The following is a 19,035-nucleotide window of genomic DNA, read 5'->3' as shown; positions in this document are numbered from 1 at the left end:
GGATTACTCCTTGGCCGCCAGATTGACCACGCGGTTGGAGCGATCCACCGGGCGCACCTGCTGCCCCTCCTGGAGCACATGCACACCGGCCGCCACCACCCAGTCGCTGGCGCCGAGGCCCTCGAGCACCGGCACGCTCTTCTCGCCGAAGGCACCGAGGCGCACCGGGGTCTTTTTCAGGGTGTTGTTGGCATCGACCCGCCAGACATAGGCCGCGCCATTTTCCGCGGTCACCGCCGACAGCGGCACCGACAGCGGCACACTGGCCGCGCCCTGAATGAACACTCGGGCGCTCTGCCCCAGCTCGGCCGGCACCTTGCCGGCGGTGAAGGCGATACGCGCGGCGAAGGTCCGGGAACGCGGATCGGCGGCCGGCGACAACTCGCGGATCTGCCCGGCAAAGCGCTGGTCCGGCTGGCTCCACAGTTCCACCAACACCGGCTGGCCAATGTGGAAGCGGCCAAAGCCCTGCTCCGGCAGGCTGATCAGCACTTCCCGCTCGCCATCGGTGGCCAGGGTGAAGACGGTCTGGCCGGCGGCAACCACCTGGCCGACCTCGACCGTGCGCCGGGCCACCACGCCGTCCTTGGGCGCGCGCAACACGGCGTAATCCGCCTGGTTGCTGGCCACATCGAATTCGGCCTTGATCTGCTTGAGCCGGGCCAGGCCCGAGCGGTACAGGTTCTCGGCGTTGTCGTACTGGGAACGGCTGACCATCTGCCGGTCCATCAGGGTCTTGTAGCGGTCGCGCTCGGAACGCACCAGGTTGAGGTTGGCCTCGGCCGCCGCCACCTGGGCCCGAGTGGCCTCCAGTTGCAGCCGCACGTCCTGCGGATCGAGTTCGGCCAACGGCTGGTCGGCCTTCACCCGTTGCCCCTCCTCGACCAGTCGTCGGCTGACCTTGCCCCCAATCCGGAACGCCAGGTCCGGCTCGTAACGTGCGTGGACCTCGCCGGGGTAGCTGTCCATGGCCTGCGCCGCGGGCTCTGGCTGCACCACCATGGCCGGGCGGACGCTGGTTTGCGCCGCCTCTTCGTGCCCGCACGCGGACAACAGGACAGCCAGGCTGATAGGCAACGCGAGGGGTAAGACATAGCGGAACATGGCGAGGACCTTTCGCTAAGGGTGCTTCGAATATTTATACTGGCGGGTATGTTATTAATAGCAAACTCACCAGTCCAGTATTAAAAGCGCAGAATGTCCGACAATATTTCCCCCTCGAACGGCCCCGGCCGGCCCAAGGACCTGGCAAAACGCCAGGCCATCCTCGAAGCCGCGAAAACCCTGTTCCTGAGCAACGGCTACGCCAACACCAGCATGGACGCGGTGGCGGGCGAAGCAGGTGTTTCCAAGCTGACGGTGTACAGCCATTTCAATGACAAGGAGACGCTGTTCTCCGCCGCCGTAATGGCCAAGTGCGAGGAGCAGTTGCCGACGCTGTTCTTCGAGCTGCCGCCCGGCATGTCGATCGAAAGCGTGTTGCTGAATATCGCCCGGGGCTTTCATCTGCTGATCAACAGCGAGGAGTCGTTGAACCTGCACCGGTTGATCATGGCCCTGGGCAGCCAGGACCCGAAGCTCTCGCAGATTTTCTTCGAGGCCGGCCCCCAACGCATGCTGCAAGGCATGGAGCGGCTGTTGGCCCGGATCGACCAGAGCGGCGCCCTGTGTATCGACAAACCGCGCAACGCCGCCGAGCATTTCTTCTGCCTGCTCAAGGGCGCGGCGAACTTTCGCCTGCTCTACGGCTGTGGCGTGCCGCTGAGCGACGAAGCCGCCGAGGCCCATGTACAGGAAGTGGTGGGGTTGTTCATGCGGGCGTATCGGGCCTGAAGGCCCTATCGCGAGCCAGCTCGCGCCTACAGGTTTGTGGCGTCTGCAGGAGCGAGCTGGCTCGCGATCACATCAGGCCTTGAGCGCCTTCTTCGGGTAGATGTCGTAACGGCTGGACTTGCCGTCCAGCGCATGGCTGGGCTTGGGCCCGTCGATGCACGGCGCCTTGCGCGGGCGCTTGACCACCACCCGGTGGCTGGCCAGGGCCAGGGCCGCCGCCAGCAGCGCCGGTGCATCCGGATCGTCACCGACCAGCGGCCGGAACAGGCGCATCTCCTTCTTCACCAGCGCGGTCTTTTCCCGGTGCGGGAACATCGGGTCCAGGTAGATCACCTGGGGCGGCTCGCCTTCCCAATGACGCATCACCTCGATCGAATTGCCCTTGAGCAGATGCATGCGCGCCACGATCGGCGCCACCTCGAAATCCTCGCCCGCCCGGGCCAGGCCGTCTTCGAGCAAAGCCGCGATCAAGGGCTGGCGCTCGACCAGGCTCATCTCGCAGCCGAGGCTGGCCAGGACGAACCCATCCTTGCCCAGCCCCGCCGTGGCATCCAGCACCCGCGGACGCACGCCCTGGGCGATGCCGACCGCCTTGGCGATCATCTGCCCGTTGCCGCCGCCATACAGCCGCCGGTGCGCCGCGCCGCCTTCGACGAAATCCACGCGCACCGGCCCAGGTGCATCCGCCCCCAGTTGCTGCAACTGCAGACCCTGCTCGCCGACCTGCAAGGCGAACTCTGCTTCGTCGATCTGCAGCGGCAGCCCGAGACGCTCCGCCCAGTGCACGGCCTGTGCCTGGAACGCCTCGGCCAAGGCCTCGACTTTGATGCGGCAGGCCGCTGGTTGCTCACTCATCTGAAAACACGCTCGAAAAATTAATGATCGGCAAAAACGGCCGATAAAAGAACTATCCGGCATTTTGCCAGAGCCGAGCGTCGACCCGAGAGAAATGTCAGACATTCAAAGCCTATCCATTGGCGTCATATCGCCCCACGGCGATTACGGCCTCAAAAACTCCCAGGCACTGAGCGGCGTTAGCCACCTGTGGCAGGATTTTTTTGCCCAGGCGCTGGCCGAGCAACGCGGCGATGGCGACTCTCTCTCGGATCAGACCGCCGCCGTGGCCGTGGACGGCCCGACCGAACCCCATGGCGGTAGTGACTTGCTGGCGCAAATCGTCAGCCAGCGCCATTGCGATGTCCAGGACACCGAGATCCGCCCGCCGGAGCCGCTGTTCCTGCCAATCGCCGAGTTCGAGACCGAGCTGCTGGACAAACCATTCCCGCCCTTCCCGCCGGAAGAAATCGTCACCCAGCAACGCCAGCAAGACTTCGAAAGCGGCTGGGTCCGTCCTATCGTCCTCAATGCCGGCCAGCCGGTACCTGAGCCAGGCCCGGCGCCACAGCCGCGACCGCTGCACCTGCCAATCGCCGAATTCGAGACCGAGTTGCTGGACAAACCCTTCCCGCCCTTCCCGCCGGAAGAACTCGCCGAGCAACAGAAACAGTTCGACTTCGATACCGGCTGGGCCCGCCCGCTGATCCTGCAGAACCTGCGAATCGCCGCTTAAGCCCAGCAGCCGTCAGCTTCCTGCACCGCTCAATCCTTGAACATCCGATTGATCTGCCCGAACGGCAAGGCATGCTCGGCGAAGCCGAAGCTGCCGTGGTCGCGAATCTCTTCCGCCGCCCGATAGAAGGCGCCGTAGGCCGCCCGCGCCAGGGCCGATCCAACGCTGATGCGCTTCACGCCCAGCTGGCTCAGTTGCGCCAGCGTCAAATCCAGGCCGCCCGACATCAGCACATTGACCGGTTTGGGCGCCACCGCACGAACCACCGCGGCGATTTCCTCGGCCGAACGCAGCCCAGGCGCATACAGCACATCGGCACCGGCCTCGGCATAGGCCTGCAGGCGGCGAATGGTATCGGCCAGGTCCTGGCGACCATGCAGCAGGTTCTCCGCCCGCGCCGTGAGGACAAAGGGAAAAGGCAATTGCCGCACCGCGGCGACCGACGCCTCGATCCGCTCGACCGCCAGGGCGAAATCATAGATCGGATCGTCGGCCCGACCGCTGGCGTCCTCGATCGAACCGCCCACCGCTCCGCAGGCCGCCGCTTGCCGCAGGGTCCTGGCGCAGCCTTCGGGGCTGTCGGAGAAACCGTTCTCCAGGTCCACGGCCACCGGCAAGCGGCTGGCGCCGACTATGGCGCGCACGTTGCCCAGGGTGTCGTCCAGCGACAAGGCACCCTCGGCGTCGGGGCGTCCCAGGGAAAAGGCGAAACCGGCGCTGGTGGTGGCCAGGGCCTCGAAGCCCAGGCTCGCGAGCATCTTGGCGGAACCCGCATCCCAGGGGTTGGGAATCACGAACGCCCGATCACGCTCATGCAGGGCCTTGAAGGTGTGGGCACGAAGGGTTTGCGCATCCATTGGCGACTCCTGGGCAGGGAAAGTGTCGCGCCTCAGAGCAAGCCGAGCTGCTCCGCCGCGGGCTCTCTGTATAGCTCAGGCAGGGCCGGCAATCCAGGCAGGCGCTGCATCAGGCGCGCATGAAAACGCCGCGCCAGCTCGGCGGCCAGGCGGTTGTCGGCGGTATGCAGGAAGATATAGGGGGTGCGCCCTTCCTCGATCCAGCCGGCGATCTTGTCGATCCAGGGCACCAGGAACGGGTCGTTGGCCTCAAGTTCGGGATGGCCGATAAAACGCACCTGGGGAAACTGGGTGAACGCGGCCGGGCGCGGTGGCACCTTGGGTTTCTTCGATTGCGCATGGAGCACCGGGGGCTCGCTGGAAACGCAACTGAACAAGGCGCGCGGATCGAGGCAGATACGTTCCACGCCGCGGTCCAGCAGCAGGCGATTGAGCATGCGCTCGGCATCGCCCTTGGCGAAGAAGTCCCGATGCCGGACTTCCACCGCCAAGGGCCGCTCCAGGGCATTGATAAAACCCGCCAGCTCGGCCAGACGTTGTGGGGTGAAGGACGCGGGCAGTTGCAACCACAGCGGCGAAACCCGTTCGCCCAGCGGGCTGAGCAGTTGCAGGAAGCTCTCGGCCGCGCCCAGTTGCTCGCGCAGGTCGCCGCCATGGCTGATGTCGCCGGGAAACTTGGCCGTGAAGCGAAAGTGCTCGGGCATGGTGTGTGCCCAACGCTCCACGGTCGCTTGCGCGGGGCGCGCGTAGAAGGTGGTATTGCCTTCCACGGCGTTGAAGACCTGGCAGTACAGGCCGAGAAAATCCGTCGGCCGCGCGCTTTCCGGGTACAGGTACTCGCGCCAGGCGTTTTCGCTCCAGGAAGGACAACCGAGGTAATAAGGCAGCAGCATCAGATGTGCAGGTCGAGACCCACCACTTCCATATCCCAATCGACGAAGCCGGCGGTGGTCAGGTAGCTGGCCAGGGCATTGGCCACGCTGCGCTTCATGGCGCGCTGGAAGATCATGTCCTGCGGACGGGCGGGGAGATTGCCAGTGCGTCCGGCAGAGGCCTGGGAACGCGTCTGGGCAGGGGGCTCGGGTTGGACTTCGACGGCGTCCATGTCCTCGACGGAGTCGTCCAGCAGCACGTTGCCTTTGCGAGGCTTGCGCTTGATGGGATAAGACTGTGAGGAAACGCCGTCTATACGCATACATATATGCCTGGTATCAATGATGGCAATTTAGCGGCACCTGACCGACTAAGCAAATGCCGAGTGATAACTAGAACACAGAATACGCATAAGGTTTAGAAATGCCCGGAAACTGCCATGAAAACCTGACGATTGGCACGCTGACGACCCCACTCCGCCGGGCAGACAACTTTTTGACGGGCGGTCAGCGGGCCTTGGGCGTCGCGACCTTGTCCCGCAGGTACACCGGTTGCGCCTCGTCCGCCGGGATCGCCTCGCCGCGCTCCCAGGCGAAGCGCGCCAGGGCCAGCAAGTCTTCGGCGTGGGGCAGCATGCCCGCGTCCTGGCCGCAGGGCTGGACGCCGATACGCTCGGCGTAGCCCCAACCGGTGCCCGCGCCGAACCAGTCGCCGCTGGCGTCGGCCGGCAACGCGGCAGCCTCCGGCGGCAACACCGCCTCGGCTCCCGCCAGGCGCATCTCGCCTGCCACTTCGCGGTAGCAGCCCCAATACACCTCATCCATCCGCGCGTCGATGGCGGCCGCCACCTGGGTCGCGCCCTGCTCGCGCAATGCCCGCTGGGCCAGCACGGCCAGGTTCGACACTGGCAGCACCGGCCGCTCCAGGGCAAAGGCCAGGCCCTGCACCACGCCAATGGCGATCCGCACGCCGGTAAAGGCTCCTGGGCCGCGACCGAAGGCGATGGCATCGACAGCCTGCAGGCTGGTGCCGGCATCGGCCAGCAGTTGCTGGATCATCGGCAACAGTTTCTGCGCATGCAGGCGCGGAATCACCTCGTAATGGCTCGTCACCTTGCCGTCGTGCAGCAAGGCAACGGAGCAGGCTTCAGTCGCGGTGTCCAGGGCCAGCAAGGTGCTCATCGAGGTTTCCATAAGGCAGAGGGAGTTGAAAAAAGTGACGCATTATAAACAGCAACGGCCCGCAAGCGGGCCGTTGAAGATGAAGCCGAGGCGACTGATCAGCTCAGTGCTTCGAGCACCTTGCCGGTGATCGACTCGACCGAGCCGACGCCTGCGATATGGCTGTACTTCGGCTTGCCCTGGCTGGTGGCCAGGTTCTGGTAGAACGCCACCAGCGGCTTGGTCTGGGAGTGGTAGACCGACAGGCGATGACGCACGGTTTCTTCGGTGTCGTCTTTACGCTGGATCAGGTCTTCGCCGGTGATGTCGTCTTTACCGGCGATTTTCGGTGGGTTGTAAACGGTGTGGTAAATGCGGCCGGAGGCCTCATGCACACGGCGACCGGCGATACGCTGGACGATTTCTTCGTCGTCGACGGCGATCTCGACCACGTGGTCCAGCTCGACGCCGGCTTTGACCAGCGCTTCGGCCTGAGGAATGGTGCGCGGGAAACCGTCGAACAGGAAACCCTTGGCGCAATCGGCCTGGCTGATGCGTTCCTTGACCAGGTTGATGATCAGGTCATCGGAGACCAGGCCACCGGCGTCCATCACGCTCTTGGCTTTCAGGCCCAGCTCGGTGCCAGCCTTGACCGCTGCGCGCAGCATGTCGCCAGTGGAGATTTGCGGAATGCCGAATTTTTCGGTGATGAACTTTGCCTGAGTACCTTTACCGGCCCCGGGAGCTCCCAGCAGAATTACGCGCATCGATGTGCTCCTCAATTTTTTATTTAGAAACGCTCGGATTCGCCTCGTGGGGCCAATCTCGGAAATGGGAAAGTGGCCGCCCAAACGGCCAAAGGCTGATCAAGATACACAGCCGACACAGCGCACACAAGCAGCCGAAAGTCGGAGGAACCCGCCACCTTTATGCCCTGGTGAGCGGGTATCGCTCGTCGCAACCCCGTAACAAAGTGTCGCCTGGCGACGGTCGCCAGCCCTTTCGGGCCGACGCTCCCCGCACCGCGCCAAGCCGCTGAAAACCCCGGCGAATACCTCAGCCGGTATTGCGCAATCCGGCGGCGATCCCCGCCACAGACACCAGCAGCGCCTGCTCCACCGGGCTGTCCTGGGCCGCCTCCTGGCGTCGCGAGCGGGCCAGCAATTCGGCCTGCAATAGATGCAGCGGGTCCAGGTAGGTATTGCGCAGGCGAATGAACTCCAGGGTGTCTGGGCTATGTGCCAGCAACTGCGACTGCCCGGTCAGCCCCAGGACCACCGAACACGCCTGCGACAATAAGTCGCGTAAATGCGCGCCCAATGGCAGCAGCGCCGGCTCGACCAGGCGCTCGTCGTAGGAGCGGGCGATGTCCGCGTCGGCCTTGGCCAACACCATCTCCAGCATGTCGATGCGCGTGCGGAAAAACGGCCACTGTTCGCGCATCTGCCCCAGCAACTCACCCTCCCCGCGCTCCAGCGCCCGGCTCAACGCGGTCTCCCATCCCAGCCAGGCCGGCAGCATCAGCCGCGTCTGGGTCCAGCCGAAGATCCACGGAATGGCCCGCAGGCTTTCGATACCGCCCGCGCGGCGCTTGGCCGGGCGGCTGCCCAGGGGCAGGCGTCCCAGCTCCTGCTCCGGAGTGGACTGGCGGAAGTACTCGACGAACTGCGGATTCTCCCGCACCACCGCGCGATAAGCCTTCACCCCGTCGTCGGCCAACTCGTCCATCAGGTCGCGCCAGGCCGGCTGCGGCAGGGGCGGCGGCAACAGGGTGGCTTCCAGCACCGCGGCCAGATAGAGGTTGAGGTTCTGCTCGGCGATGTCCGGCAGGCCGAATTTGAATCGAATCATTTCCCCTTGCTCGGTGGTACGGAAGCGCCCCGCCACCGACCCTGGCGGCTGCGACAGGATCGCCGCATGGGCCGGACCGCCGCCGCGCCCCACGGTACCGCCGCGACCGTGGAACAACAGCAGCTCGACCTGCTGCTCGCGGCAGATCTCCACCAGCCGTTCCTGGGCCCGGTACTGGGCCCAGGCGGCGGCGGTGGTGCCGGCATCCTTGGCCGAGTCGGAATAGCCGATCATCACTTCCTGCGGGCCCTGCAAGCGCGAGCGATACCCCGGCAGGAGCAGCAATTGCTCGATCACCGGGCCGGCGTTGTCCAGGTCGGCGAGGGTCTCGAACAGCGGCACCACACGCATCGGCCGCAGTACGCCCGCTTCCTTGAGCAGCAGCTGCACGGCCAGCACATCGGAAGCCGCACCGGCCATGGAGATCACATAGGAACCCAGCGAAGCCGCCGGGGCCGCGGCGACTTCCCGGCAGGTCGCCAGGACTTCGGCGGTATCGGCCGACGGTTTGAAATGGCCCGGCAGCAGCGGACGGCGGCTGCCCAGTTCGCGCATCAGGAAGTCGATGCGCTCTTTCTCGCTCCAGTCGCCATAACGGCCCAGGCCCAGGTAGTCGGTGATTTCGGTCATGGCCGCGGTATGCCGCGTGGAGTCCTGACGCACGTCCAGACGCACCAGGAACAAGCCGAAGGTCACCGCGCGGCGCAGGCAGTCGAGCAGCGGGCCATCGGCGATCACGCCCATGCCGCACTCGTGCAGGGACTGATAGCAGAGTTCCAGCGGTTCCAGCAGCTCGCGGTTGTTCTGCAACACCAGCGCCGGCGCCGGCAAGGTGCCATTCAAGGAGGCCTGGGCCCAGTTGCGGGTAGCGCGCAAGCGTTCGCGCAGTTGCTTGAGGACCGCGCGATAGGGCTCGGCGCTGTCGCCCGCCAATTCCCGCAGCGCGGCGCTGGCCTGTTGCATGGACAGATCGGCCGCCAGCTGATCGACGTCGCGCAGGTACAGGTCGGCCGCCATCCAGCGCGCCAGCAACAGCACCTCGCGGGTCACGGCCGCAGTGACATTAGGGTTGCCGTCGCGGTCGCCGCCCATCCACGAAGCGAAGCGGATCGGCGCCGCCTCCAGGGGCAAATGCATGCCGGTGGCCGCATGCAACGCCTGGTCGGCCTTGCGCAGGTAGTTGGGAATGGCTTGCCACAGCGAGTGTTCGATCACCGCGAAGCCCCACTTGGCTTCGTCCACCGGCGTCGGACGGGTGCGACGGATCTCTTCGGTGTGCCAGGCTTCGGCGATCAGGCGCTGCAAGCGTGCGTGGATCTGCGCGCGCTCGGCCGGGGTCAGGTCGCGATGGTCCTGGGCGGCCAGTTGCGCGGCGATGGCGTCGTATTTCTGGATCAGCGTGCGGCGCGCGACTTCCGTGGGGTGCGCGGTCAGTACCAGCTCGATCTCCAACCGCCCCAGCTGCCGGGCCAAGGCTTCGGCGCCATGGCCTTCGGCCCGCAGGCGCGCCAGCAGTTCCGGCAGCACCCGCGACTCGAACGGCGCCGGCTGCGACGCCTCGCGACGATGGATCAGCTGGTATTGCTCGGCGATGTTGGCCAGGTTGAGGAACTGGTTGAACGCCCGCGCCACCGGCAGCAGTTCGTCCTCGCTGAGCTGGTTGAGGCTGGCGCTCAGTTCGGCATCCAGCGAGCCGCGCCGATCGGCCTTGGCGCCCTTGCGGATCTGTTCGATCTTGTCGAGGAAACCCTCGCCATACTGTTCACGAATGGTGTTGCCCAACAGCTCACCCAGCAGGTGAACATCTTCGCGCAAGCGCGCATCAATATCGGTCATCTACCTGTTCTCCAGCGGACTCGAGGGCTTCCAGCAAGCCCCAAGAGTGCCGCCAGCGCCCAACGCTTAGCAAGCGCGGTGTTCGCGGCAAGCGTCAGGCCAGAGCGCCGCGGGCTTTTCCTGGACGGCTCGAGGCACGACGAAGCGCCTGTAAACCCCGGGCGATGGAGCTAGTCTCAAGGGTAAGCCGCACAACGGCTTAGCGCCGGCACGCGCCGGTCACTCACCACGCCCTGCCACGAGCAGGTGTTCATTGAGGTCGCCATGAAAATCCGTGAGCTCGCGCAACACTGGGAAGAAAACGCCAAGGGTCGCCTGACCAAGACCGGCTACACGATTCATCTGGATGTCGAAGCCGCCGCGCGCCTGGCGGCGATTGCCGAGATGTACCCCAAGCGCCATGCCGAAGAACTGCTCGGCGAACTGATCGGGGCCGCCCTGGAAGAACTCGAGACCAGCTTCCCTTACATCCAGGGCCAGCATGTGGTCGCCACCGACGAAGAAGGCGACCCGCTCTACGAAGACATCGGCCCTACCCCGCGTTTCCTCGCCCTTTCGCGGCGTTATCTGCACGATCTTTCGGCTCAGGCAGACGAGCAGAAACACTGATCCACTCCCGCCGCCAGCGTCGATAAAACCGTTATTCCCGACTCCGAAATGGGTCGGGAATACCCCTGCGCGCGGCGAAAGTTCCCGGTTTAGAGCCTTCGCCGCACAGTCGAAAAATGATCGGGCGATAGGCCATCTTTTCTGAACTATTCAAAAAAGCTTCAGGTCACAGCCAGTAACCATCACTGGAACGGCCGTTTCAATTCAGCGTTCTCCACACTGTCGTCACTCAGCGTTACGGCAGCGGAACCAGGATGGATTTTGATGTTTTCAGGAGTTATCCAATGGAGTTGAAGACCATGAAGATCAGCACTGCCAAATCCTCGTCCACCCCTCTGCGCGGGCTGAAACTGGCCGCGTTGGCACTCGGTAGCAGCCTGGTGCTGGCCGGCTGCGCCGGCAATCCGCCAAGCGAGCAATACGCGGTGACGCAATCTGCGGTCAACAGCGCAGTCAGTGCCGGCGGTACCGAGTTCGCCGCCGTGGAGATGAAATCGGCGCAGGACAAACTCAAGCAAGCCGAACTGGCCATGCACGACAAGAACTACGACGAAGCCCGGCGCCTGGCCGAACAGGCCGAATGGGACGCCCGCGTCGCCGAGCGCAAGGCCCAGGCCGCCAAGGCCGAGCAGGCCCTGAAAGACTCTCAGAAAGGGGTCCAGGAACTACGTCAGGAAGGCATGCGCAGCGTGCAATGAGCCGCTGGCGCCGATTCCCACGTATCCGCAATCGATTGAAAGGACGAAACCATTATGCGTAAACAACTGATGATCCCTGCCCTGTTGGCCATGAGCGTGGCGCTGGCGGCATGCTCCACCCCGCCGAACGCGAACCTGGAAAATGCCCGGACCAACTTCTCCGCGCTGCAGGCCAACCCGCAAGCCACCAAGGTGGCGGCGCTGGAAACCAAGGACGCCAGCGAATGGCTGGACAAGGCCGACAAGGCCTACCTGAACAAGGACAACGAGAAAAAGGTCGACCAGCTGGCCTACCTGACCAACCAGCGGATTGAAGTGGCCAAGCAGACCATTGCCCTGCGCACCGCCGAAACCCAGCTCAAGGACGCCGGCGACCAGCGCGCCAAGGCGCTCCTCGACGCTCGCGACGCGCAGATCAAGCAACTGCAATCGAGCCTCAACGCCAAGCAGACCGACCGCGGCACGCTGGTGACCTTCGGCGATGTGCTGTTCGCCACCAACAAGGCCGACCTGAAATCCAGCGGCCTGGTCAACATCAACAAGCTGGCGCAGTTCCTGCGCGACAACCCCGATCGCAAGGTGATAGTCGAGGGCTACACCGACAGCACCGGCGCCGCGGCCTATAACCAGTCGCTGTCGGAGCGTCGCGCCACGTCGGTGCAAGTCGCCCTGATCAAGATGGGGGTCGATCCGGCCCGCATCGTCGCCCAGGGCTACGGCAAGGAATACCCGGTTGCCGACAACGGCAGCGTGTCCGGTCGCGCCATGAACCGTCGCGTGGAAGTCACCATTTCTAACGACAACCAGCCGGTCGCGCCACGTTCGGCGATCAGCGCCAACTAAGCCCGGCGCAATAAAAAAGCCCCGCCATTATCGGCGGGGCTTTTTTTATCCGGCCGGCGGATCGCCGTGGGTCACTGCTCCAGCTGCGGGGTTTCCTGGCCCATGCAGCGCACGGCGCGCTTCTTGTTGTTGACCAACACGCCAGTCAGCCCTTTCTGCTCGGTGTCGAACAGCACCAGCACGCCATCGACGCACTGCGCCACTTGCGCCGCCGGCTCCAGCGAGACCTTGTAGTCTTCGCCGGGCACGGTCTTGAGCATGGTGAAGTCGCTGAGCAACAACGCATCTTCCGGCTTGGCGAAATGCAGGTAGCCGTAGTACCACAGGCACGCCACGGTGCCGATGATGCTGCCGATACCGGTGAGGATCAGGGGGATGGCGTTACGTTCTTCACTCATTGCGGACTCTCTGGAGGTTCAATCTCTGGGTTCGAGGGTGCGGGGTAATTCGGGATTTCGCCCAGGCGGCGCAATCCGTTGAAATGCTGTGGGTCGTCAAGATAACGCAGCATGACCTGGCGCCAGACCGGGTCGGCGAAGGTCTGCACATGCCCGCCGCGGGTCAATTGCAGGACCCTGGGCGGCGGCGCAGCTTGATACAGGCGGATGCCGTTGGAAAGCGGCACGAGCGAATCGTCGATGCTGTGGTAGATCAGCTTGGGCACGCCGTCGAGGCGCGCCATGGCGTTGATCGCACTGTCGCCGTCCGGCACCAGCCAGGACAGCGGCACCTGGAACGGCCAGGTCAGCCAGGACGTGCTCAGGGCGAAACGGCCCACGTCGCGGTAACTGGCCGGCACTCCGTCGAAGACAATGGCCTTGAGCTGGCGCTGGCGCTCCGGATGCTGCTCCACCAGATAGTGGATGGCCAGGGCACCACCCAGGCTCTGGCCGAGGACGATCAGCGGCTTGCCCTGGACCTCGGGCGCGCGGTCCAGCCACTGGAACGCCGCGTCGAGATCCTGGTAGATCGCCGGCAGGCTCGGTTCGCCCTGTGACACCCCGTAACCGCGGTAATCCACCAGCAGCACCTGGTAGCCCTGCTCCGGCAACCACCAACTACCACCCAGATGCCCCGACAGGTTGCCGCCGTTGCCGTGCAGGTGCAGCACCGTGCCCTTGACCGCCACCCCGGCCTTCGCCGGCAGCCACCAGGCGTGCAAGCGGGTGCCGTCGGCGGCGCTCAAGGTAACGTCGCGATAGTCGAGCCCGGCCTTGTCCGGGGTGAACGGCAAGCCGCGCTCCGGATAGAACAGCAGCGAGCTGCAACCGCTCAGGGTCAGTAGCAGGCAGGCAATGCCGAGGAGTCTCATCCGTTCGAAGCCTTATGCAGAGGGTGAAAAAACGACCCCATTTATGGAGGTGATTACAGGATGTTCGAGTAATCCGCCTCGATCCGGTCCAGGCTCAGGTGGTTGAGGAAGTTGGAGAAACACATCCAGGCCGACAGCGCATTCATGTCGCGGAACTGGTCGGGCAGGTACTTGGGCGGCACCACCAGGCCTTCGTCCACCAGCTGGCGCAGGGTACGCATGTCTTCCAGGGTGGTCTTGCCGCAGAACAGCAACGGCACCTGTTCGAGCTTGCCCTTGCGCACGGCCAACTGAATGTAGTTGTAAACCATGATGAAGCCCTTGAGGTAGGACAAGTCTTTGGTGAATGGCAGGCCGGTCGGCACCGAACCGCGGAACACCCGGCTGGCGTTGCCGTAGCTTTCAGCCATTTCGAAACCCTGCTCGCGGAAGAACTCGAACACCTGCAGGAAATCCGCGCCCTCCTCCACCATGTGAATGGCGCGGGTGCGGTTGGTCAGTTTGCGCAGGCGGCTCGGGTAGGAGGCGAAGGTGATGATTTCCATCAGGATCGCCAGGCCTTCCTGGGTCACGGTCGACGAGGGCGGGCCCTTGGACAGGAAGGTGCAGATCGGCTGGTTCAGGCCGTTCAGCGTGGTGCCCACGTGCACCAGGCCCTCGTGGACTTCCAGGGCGCGCACATCGCGATCGTTGAACAGCGCGTCGGCGCGGATCTTGATGTAGTCGGCGCCGGCCGCAGCGTCGGCGACGATACCGTCGGACTCGAAGACCCGGATGGTTTCCTCGGCTTCGCCGAAGACCTTGTTCAGCCGGCTTTGCAGCAGGTTGACGGCGTCCTTGGCGCTCAGGGTCTTGGGTTCGTCCTTGAGGTCGCCGCGGCCGTCGATGTTGTTCAGGTAATCGGAAAGCATCAGACCGAGGTCGGCCAGGGTCGGGTCGCCGGCATGGAAAGCGTCGGAGGCGGCGCCGTAGAGTTCCTGGGAAATCAGCCCGAAATCCTCGGTGCCCCGAGCCTCGAGCATCCGCACCACCATGCGGTATTCCTTGCACATGCGGCGCATGATCTGCCCGACCGGATTGAACTGGCCCAGTTGCCGGGTGATGTCGCGCTCGATGTTCTGGAACTCCAGCTTCACCGCGCTGGAGTCGAAAGACAGCGGCCGGCCGGCATAGTAAGCACGGTCCACCGCCGGCATTTCCTTGCCCTTGGCCTTGAGGAAACCTTTGCGGATGTTCTCATCCCACTTCACCGCATCCAGTACCCGGATCGGCGTTTGCGCCAGCACAATGCGATCGGACAAGGTGCGTATCGTCTGCTGGTAATCGTCCACCCCAAACTCCTGTTAAAACGTCTGTACCGCGTTTACTTGCCTGAGCGCTGGAAGCGCGCCGCCTCGACGAACACGTCGGAGTTGGCGGGATCGTCCAGATAGGCAAAGACCTGTGGCAGCGGGCTGTCGATCAGCACGCCTTCGCCGTCCTTGGTATCGAACAGCTGGCCCTGCAGGACGTTCTGTCCGCGGGCCTGATTGATCTGCTCGAGATCGAGCTGGTAGAGCACCAGTTCGTGCTTGTCGGTCAACTCGAAACCGGCGATGGTGAAGTGCCCGCCAAGCGCCTGCGGCACCGCCGCCGAGAGGTACCAGCGGCTGCCATGACGGGACACGGTGAACTCGTAGGTGTCGTGCTGCTGCGGTTTGCCCTTGGCGGACGTGACGGCCTTGTAGCGGTTGTCGCCGATACGGCTCAACTGCAAGGTCAACGGTTCGCCCCAGGCATCCTTGCTGGTCCATTTGCCCAGCAACGCCGCGGGCGCCGCCTGATCGGCCGGCAAAGGGTCCTTGAAGGACACCAGGCAACCGCTGAGCAGCAGGAACGACAAGGCGATCACGACACGCCAGGCTTTCATTCGACACTCCCTTCGCGCCAATCGATGGCAGGCCACACCGGCCTGCTACAGGGACCGCATCACACCGAATCCAGTACCAGGTGCATGTACCGGGTGAGGATTCCCAGCATGTCTTCCTCGGCCTGGGGCTCTGCGCCGTTGAGCAGGCCCTGATATTCCATCCGTCCGATTATAGCCGTCAACACTTTGGCATCCTGTTGCGGCTCGCGCGAACCCAGGACCTGGAAAAACTGGCAAGTGCCGTGCAGCAAGATCTGCTGGTGGGAACGCACCAGCAGCGCCAGGCGCGGATTGAGCAGGGCTTCCTGGCGAAACGCCTGTTCAGCCATCAGGTGCTCGCGGCGGTTATGCAATTGCCGTTGCACGTAGTCGGCGGTCAGGCGGGCGATGTCATCGGCCAGTTGCGCGCGGGAGTCCGGGCTGCCGTCGCCATAGGCGACCATTTCCCGCAGCAGGCCTTCGTTGTTGGCCCAGAGCTTGGCCATGAAAGCGGCGCTGCGCTCCACGTATTGGGCGAAGGTATCGGTGAGCAGGTCATCGATATCCTTGAAGTAGTAGGTGGTGGCCGACAGCGGCACCCCGGCCTCGGCGGCTACCGCACGATGGCGCACGGCACGCACGCCGTCGCGCACGACAATACGCATGGCCGCGTCGAGAATATCCTGGCGACGTTGCTCACTGCCCTGTCGGCTGGCCTTGCGGCCCTGGTACTGAACACTTTCAGCGACCGCAGTGGCGATGCCAGCTGCACCTTCTTGAGCAATTGCACGGTTCACGACAGGTATTCCTCTCACATAAAAAATGAAAAAAGCAGTACGTCAGTGCCACACAGACAATAAAAAGCCGCCTGTTAGCGGCGGCTTCTTGTTCAACAGCGTTACGCTTGCGGCCGCATGTGCGGGAACAGGATCACGTCGCGGATCGACGGGGAGTTGGTCAGCAGCATCACCAGACGGTCGATACCGATACCTTCGCCAGCCGTCGGCGGCATGCCGTACTCCAGGGCGCGAACGAAGTCGGCATCGTAATGCATGGCTTCGTCGTCACCGGCGTCCTTGTCGGCCACCTGGGCCATGAAACGCTCGGCCTGGTCTTCCGCGTCATTCAACTCGGAGTAGGCGTTGGCGATTTCGCGGCCGCCGATGAACAGCTCGAAACGGTCGGTCACGTTAGGGTTCTCGTCGTTGCGACGGGCCAGCGGCGACACCTCGAACGGGTACTGGGTAATGAAGTGCGGCTGTTCCAGCTTGTGCTCGACCAGTTCCTCGAAAATCATCACCTGCAGTTTGCCCAGGCCTTCGAAACCGAGCACTTTGGCCCCGGCCTTCTTGGCGATGGCGCGGGCCTTATCGATGTCGTTCAGATCATCGGCAGTCAGCTCGGGGTTGTACTTGAGGATCGAGTCGAACACTGACAGGCGGGCGAACGGCTCGCCGAAGTGGAACACCTTGTCGCCGTACGGCACGTCGGTGCTGCCCAGGACCAACTGCGCCAGCTCGCGGAACAGTTCTTCGGTCAGGTCCATGTTGTCTTCGTAGTCGGCGTAGGCCTGGTAGAACTCCAACATGGTGAATTCAGGGTTGTGGCGGGTCGAAACGCCTTCGTTCCGGAAGTTGCGGTTGATTTCGAAGACTTTCTCGAAACCACCGACCACCAGGCGCTTGAGGTACAGCTCCGGCGCGATGCGCAGGAACATTTCCATGTCCAGGGCGTTGTGGTGAGTCTCGAACGGTTTGGCCGCCGCGCCGCCGGGAATGGTCTGCAGCATCGGCGTTTCCACTTCCAGGAAGTCGCGTTGCATCAGGAAGCTGCGGATGTGGGCGATGACTTGCGAACGCACGCGGAAAGTCTGGCGCACGTCTTCGTTGACGATCAGGTCGACATAGCGCTGGCGATAGCGCTGCTCGGTGTCGGTCAGGCCGTGGTGCTTGTCCGGCAGCGGGCGCAGCGACTTGGTCAGCAGGCGCACCTGGGTCATCTCGACGTACAGGTCGCCCTTGCCGGAACGGGCCAGGGTACCTTCCGCGGCGATGATGTCGCCCATGTCCCAGGTTTTCACCGCGGCCAGGGTTTCTTCGGACAGGGTCTTGCGGTTGACGTAGACCTGGATGCGCCCGGTCATGTCCTGGATCACCATGAACGAACCACGGTTGAGCATGATGCGACCGGCAACCTTGACCGGGATTGCAGCCTCGGCCAGCTCTTCCTTGGTCTTGTCCGCGTACTGCTTCTGCAGGTCATTGCAGTAGTTGTCGCGGCGGAAGTCGTTGGGGAAGGCATTGCCCTTGGCGCGCTCGGCGGCAAGCTTTTCCTTGCGCAGGGCGATCAGGGTGTTTTCTTCCTGTTGCAGGGCCTGGTCGAGTTGTAGGTCGCTCATGTCTTTAAAATTTCCATCACAGGTTCGTTGCCCCCGGCCTTGGGCCGGGGATCGCGGGCCAGCCTCGCTCCTACAGAAGCGCGCCGCGCCCGCGGCATGGGTGTCGCGGCTTAGAGCCCGGACTTCAGGCTGGCCACCAGGTATTCGTCGATATCGCCGTCGAGCACCTTGTCACAGTCGCTGCGTTCGATGTTGGTACGCAGATCCTTGATCCGCGAAGCATCGAGCACGTACGAACGGATCTGGTGACCCCAGCCGATGTCGGACTTGGTGTCTTCCAGCGCCTGGGAAGCAGCGTTGCGTTTCTGCATCTCCTGCTCGTACAACTTGGCCCGCAGCATTTTCATGGCGGTGTCCTTGTTGGCGTGCTGGGAACGTTCGTTCTGGCAGCTGACCACAGTGTTGGTCGGTACGTGGGTGATACGTACGGCCGAGTCGGTGGTGTTTACGTGCTGACCGCCGGCACCCGAGGAACGATAGGTGTCGATCCGCAAGTCTGCCGGGTTGATTTCGATTTCCACCTTGTCGTCGATTTCCGGCGAAACGAATACCGCGGAGAACGAGGTGTGGCGACGGGCGCCGGAGTCGAACGGGCTCTTGCGCACCAGGCGGTGCACGCCGATCTCGGTACGCAGCCAGCCAAAGGCGTACTCGCCCTTGATGTGCACGGTGGCGCCCTTGATGCCGGCGACCTCGCCTTCGGACAGTTCCATGATGGTGGCGTCGAAGCCGCGCTTGCTGGCCCAGCGCAGGTACATGCGCAGCAGGATGTTGGCCCAGTCCTGGGCTTCGGTGCCGCCGGAGCCGGCCTGGATGTCCAGGTAAGCGTTGTTCATGTCCATCTCGCCGCTGAACATGCGACGGAATTCCAGCTTGGCCAGGGCCTCGTCGAGACGGGCCAGCTCGGCGACCACGTCGCCTACCGCGCCTTCGTCGTTTTCTTCGACGGCCATCTCCAGCAGGTCGCGGCAATCGGCCAGGCCACCGGACAGCTCGTCCAGGGTCTCGACGATCTGCGCCAGCGCAGACCGCTCGCGGCCCAGTTCCTGGGCGTATTCGGGTTTGTTCCAGACGTTCGGATCTTCAAGCTCGCGATTGACTTCAGTCAGACGCTCATGCTTTTGATCGTAGTCAAAGATACCCCCGAATAGTTTCGGAGCGCTCGGACAGGTCCTTGATAGTGTTAAGGATCGGGTTGATTTCCATGGCAGGCAGCACTCGTTGGCGAACTTTTGAAAGCCGGCGAGTATAACGTAATCACGCTGGCGCGGCAGCCCGCCTGGCGGCTTTAGGCCCCTGCGACAGCG

At 63.8% G+C, this 19,035-nt stretch carries 20 protein-coding genes; 5 read left to right on the top strand and 15 right to left on the bottom strand.

The genetic code is table 11. From position 1 onward, the window contains the following. Window positions 1-3 precede the first annotated feature (3 nt). On the bottom strand, window positions 4-1,104 hold the full coding sequence (locus tag BTN82_RS05195) for an efflux RND transporter periplasmic adaptor subunit (protein ID WP_075118088.1): 1,101 nt from the start codon (window positions 1,102-1,104) through the stop codon (window positions 4-6). A gap of 93 nt (window positions 1,105-1,197) precedes the next feature. Between BTN82_RS05195 and BTN82_RS05190 the strand changes: the two genes are divergently transcribed. Continuing rightward, window positions 1,198-1,833, top strand: a complete 636-nt coding sequence (locus tag BTN82_RS05190) for a TetR/AcrR family transcriptional regulator (RefSeq protein ID WP_075118087.1) — start codon at window positions 1,198-1,200, stop codon at window positions 1,831-1,833. A gap of 72 nt (window positions 1,834-1,905) precedes the next feature. Here BTN82_RS05190 and BTN82_RS05185 read toward each other — a convergent pair whose 3' ends face one another. Continuing rightward, window positions 1,906-2,688: a class I SAM-dependent methyltransferase gene (locus tag BTN82_RS05185; RefSeq protein WP_075118086.1), complete on the bottom strand. Its 783-nt coding sequence runs from the start codon at window positions 2,686-2,688 to the stop codon at window positions 1,906-1,908. 94 nt (window positions 2,689-2,782) lie between these two features. Here BTN82_RS05185 and BTN82_RS05180 point away from each other — a divergent pair, with 94 nt between their 5' ends. Next, window positions 2,783-3,403: an energy transducer TonB gene (locus tag BTN82_RS05180; RefSeq protein WP_075118085.1), complete on the top strand. Its 621-nt coding sequence runs from the start codon at window positions 2,783-2,785 to the stop codon at window positions 3,401-3,403. Between the two features lie 29 nt (window positions 3,404-3,432). Here BTN82_RS05180 and BTN82_RS05175 read toward each other — a convergent pair whose 3' ends face one another. The 6 genes from BTN82_RS05175 to ppc all read right to left on the bottom strand — a co-directional run bounded on the left by BTN82_RS05175 (window position 3,433) and on the right by ppc (window position 9,980). Next, window positions 3,433-4,260, bottom strand: a complete 828-nt coding sequence (locus tag BTN82_RS05175) for an oxaloacetate decarboxylase (protein ID WP_075118084.1) — start codon at window positions 4,258-4,260, stop codon at window positions 3,433-3,435. Window positions 4,261-4,292: 32 nt separating this feature from the next. Next, window positions 4,293-5,153 carry a DUF72 domain-containing protein gene (locus tag BTN82_RS05170; RefSeq protein WP_075118083.1) on the bottom strand — a complete coding sequence of 287 codons (861 nt, stop codon included), beginning with the start codon at window positions 5,151-5,153 and terminating at the stop codon, window positions 4,293-4,295. Further along, window positions 5,153-5,455, bottom strand: a complete 303-nt coding sequence (locus tag BTN82_RS05165; protein WP_075118082.1) for a hypothetical protein — start codon at window positions 5,453-5,455, stop codon at window positions 5,153-5,155. The genes BTN82_RS05170 and BTN82_RS05165 overlap by 1 nt, the downstream gene beginning before the upstream one ends. Before the next feature lie 184 nt (window positions 5,456-5,639). Beyond that, the gene (gene tsaB / locus BTN82_RS05160) at window positions 5,640-6,314 is read right to left on the bottom strand and encodes a tRNA (adenosine(37)-N6)-threonylcarbamoyltransferase complex dimerization subunit type 1 TsaB (protein ID WP_075118081.1); all 675 of its coding nucleotides are present in this window, start codon (window positions 6,312-6,314) and stop codon (window positions 5,640-5,642) included. A 98-nt stretch (window positions 6,315-6,412) separates the two neighbouring features. Beyond that, a complete protein-coding gene (adk, locus tag BTN82_RS05155; protein WP_075118080.1) occupies window positions 6,413-7,060 on the bottom strand; it encodes an adenylate kinase in 648 nt (215 codons plus the stop codon). Between the two features lie 289 nt (window positions 7,061-7,349). After that, a complete protein-coding gene (gene ppc / locus BTN82_RS05150; RefSeq protein ID WP_075118079.1) occupies window positions 7,350-9,980 on the bottom strand; it encodes a phosphoenolpyruvate carboxylase in 2,631 nt (876 codons plus the stop codon). Window positions 9,981-10,244: 264 nt separating this feature from the next. Between ppc and BTN82_RS05145 the strand changes: the two genes are divergently transcribed. The 3 genes from BTN82_RS05145 to BTN82_RS05135 all read left to right on the top strand — a co-directional run bounded on the left by BTN82_RS05145 (window position 10,245) and on the right by BTN82_RS05135 (window position 12,130). Next, on the top strand, window positions 10,245-10,589 hold the full coding sequence (locus BTN82_RS05145; RefSeq protein WP_075118078.1) for a pilin assembly protein: 345 nt from the start codon (window positions 10,245-10,247) through the stop codon (window positions 10,587-10,589). Window positions 10,590-10,873: 284 nt separating this feature from the next. After that, a complete protein-coding gene (locus BTN82_RS05140; RefSeq protein ID WP_009047182.1) occupies window positions 10,874-11,287 on the top strand; it encodes a DUF4398 domain-containing protein in 414 nt (137 codons plus the stop codon). Between the two features lie 54 nt (window positions 11,288-11,341). Next, window positions 11,342-12,130, top strand: a complete 789-nt coding sequence (locus BTN82_RS05135; protein WP_075118077.1) for an OmpA family protein — start codon at window positions 11,342-11,344, stop codon at window positions 12,128-12,130. Between the two features lie 71 nt (window positions 12,131-12,201). Here BTN82_RS05135 and BTN82_RS05130 read toward each other — a convergent pair whose 3' ends face one another. The 7 genes from BTN82_RS05130 to prfB all read right to left on the bottom strand — a co-directional run bounded on the left by BTN82_RS05130 (window position 12,202) and on the right by prfB (window position 18,934). Next, the gene (locus BTN82_RS05130) at window positions 12,202-12,528 is read right to left on the bottom strand and encodes a hypothetical protein (protein WP_075118076.1); all 327 of its coding nucleotides are present in this window, start codon (window positions 12,526-12,528) and stop codon (window positions 12,202-12,204) included. Then, a complete protein-coding gene (locus BTN82_RS05125) occupies window positions 12,525-13,442 on the bottom strand; it encodes an alpha/beta hydrolase (protein ID WP_075118075.1) in 918 nt (305 codons plus the stop codon). The genes BTN82_RS05130 and BTN82_RS05125 overlap by 4 nt, the downstream gene beginning before the upstream one ends. A 53-nt stretch (window positions 13,443-13,495) precedes the next feature. Next, complete coding sequence (locus tag BTN82_RS05120; protein ID WP_075118074.1) at window positions 13,496-14,773, bottom strand: flavohemoglobin expression-modulating QEGLA motif protein; 1,278 nt, start codon at window positions 14,771-14,773, stop codon at window positions 13,496-13,498. A gap of 32 nt (window positions 14,774-14,805) precedes the next feature. Continuing rightward, window positions 14,806-15,351 carry a hypothetical protein gene (locus tag BTN82_RS05115; RefSeq protein ID WP_075118073.1) on the bottom strand — a complete coding sequence of 182 codons (546 nt, stop codon included), beginning with the start codon at window positions 15,349-15,351 and terminating at the stop codon, window positions 14,806-14,808. A 59-nt stretch (window positions 15,352-15,410) separates the two neighbouring features. Further along, the gene (locus tag BTN82_RS05110; protein ID WP_075118072.1) at window positions 15,411-16,127 is read right to left on the bottom strand and encodes a TetR/AcrR family transcriptional regulator; all 717 of its coding nucleotides are present in this window, start codon (window positions 16,125-16,127) and stop codon (window positions 15,411-15,413) included. 101 nt (window positions 16,128-16,228) lie between these two features. Further along, window positions 16,229-17,728, bottom strand: coding sequence for a lysine--tRNA ligase (gene lysS, locus BTN82_RS05105; protein WP_075118071.1), 1,500 nt, complete (start codon window positions 17,726-17,728; stop codon window positions 16,229-16,231). Window positions 17,729-17,838: 110 nt separating this feature from the next. Further along, window positions 17,839-18,934, bottom strand: a protein-coding gene (gene prfB / locus BTN82_RS05100) for a peptide chain release factor 2 (RefSeq protein ID WP_148169458.1) whose coding sequence is annotated in 2 segments (ribosomal slippage) — window positions 17,839-18,861 and window positions 18,863-18,934 — 1,095 coding nt in all. Because the reading frame shifts where the segments join, the coding sequence is not laid out codon by codon here. Window positions 18,935-19,035: the final 101 nt, after the last annotated feature.

The sequence above is a fragment of the Pseudomonas chlororaphis genome, from assembly GCF_001921865.1.
In the GTDB taxonomy this organism is placed as follows: Bacteria; Pseudomonadota; Gammaproteobacteria; order Pseudomonadales; family Pseudomonadaceae; genus Aquipseudomonas; species Aquipseudomonas chlororaphis_D.
This window is presented reverse-complemented; position numbering and strand designations above follow the sequence as displayed.

Coding starts and splice junctions, on each gene's coding strand:
- BTN82_RS05180 (WP_075118085.1), top strand. CDS start 2,783: ATGTCAGACATTCAAAGCCTATCCATTGGCGTCATATCGCCCCACGGC.
- BTN82_RS05170 (WP_075118083.1), bottom strand. CDS start 5,153: ATGCTGCTGCCTTATTACCTCGGTTGTCCTTCCTGGAGCGAAAACGCC.
- BTN82_RS05195 (WP_075118088.1), bottom strand. CDS start 1,104: ATGTTCCGCTATGTCTTACCCCTCGCGTTGCCTATCAGCCTGGCTGTC.
- BTN82_RS05125 (WP_075118075.1), bottom strand. CDS start 13,442: ATGAGACTCCTCGGCATTGCCTGCCTGCTACTGACCCTGAGCGGTTGC.
- BTN82_RS05130 (WP_075118076.1), bottom strand. CDS start 12,528: ATGAGTGAAGAACGTAACGCCATCCCCCTGATCCTCACCGGTATCGGC.
- BTN82_RS05185 (WP_075118086.1), bottom strand. CDS start 2,688: ATGAGTGAGCAACCAGCGGCCTGCCGCATCAAAGTCGAGGCCTTGGCC.
- BTN82_RS05135 (WP_075118077.1), top strand. CDS start 11,342: ATGCGTAAACAACTGATGATCCCTGCCCTGTTGGCCATGAGCGTGGCG.
- BTN82_RS05165 (WP_075118082.1), bottom strand. CDS start 5,455: ATGCGTATAGACGGCGTTTCCTCACAGTCTTATCCCATCAAGCGCAAG.
- lysS (WP_075118071.1), bottom strand. CDS start 17,728: ATGAGCGACCTACAACTCGACCAGGCCCTGCAACAGGAAGAAAACACC.
- ppc (WP_075118079.1), bottom strand. CDS start 9,980: ATGACCGATATTGATGCGCGCTTGCGCGAAGATGTTCACCTGCTGGGT.
- BTN82_RS05115 (WP_075118073.1), bottom strand. CDS start 15,351: ATGAAAGCCTGGCGTGTCGTGATCGCCTTGTCGTTCCTGCTGCTCAGC.
- BTN82_RS05175 (WP_075118084.1), bottom strand. CDS start 4,260: ATGGATGCGCAAACCCTTCGTGCCCACACCTTCAAGGCCCTGCATGAG.
- BTN82_RS05190 (WP_075118087.1), top strand. CDS start 1,198: ATGTCCGACAATATTTCCCCCTCGAACGGCCCCGGCCGGCCCAAGGAC.
- BTN82_RS05145 (WP_075118078.1), top strand. CDS start 10,245: ATGAAAATCCGTGAGCTCGCGCAACACTGGGAAGAAAACGCCAAGGGT.
- adk (WP_075118080.1), bottom strand. CDS start 7,060: ATGCGCGTAATTCTGCTGGGAGCTCCCGGGGCCGGTAAAGGTACTCAG.
- BTN82_RS05140 (WP_009047182.1), top strand. CDS start 10,874: ATGGAGTTGAAGACCATGAAGATCAGCACTGCCAAATCCTCGTCCACC.
- tsaB (WP_075118081.1), bottom strand. CDS start 6,314: ATGAGCACCTTGCTGGCCCTGGACACCGCGACTGAAGCCTGCTCCGTT.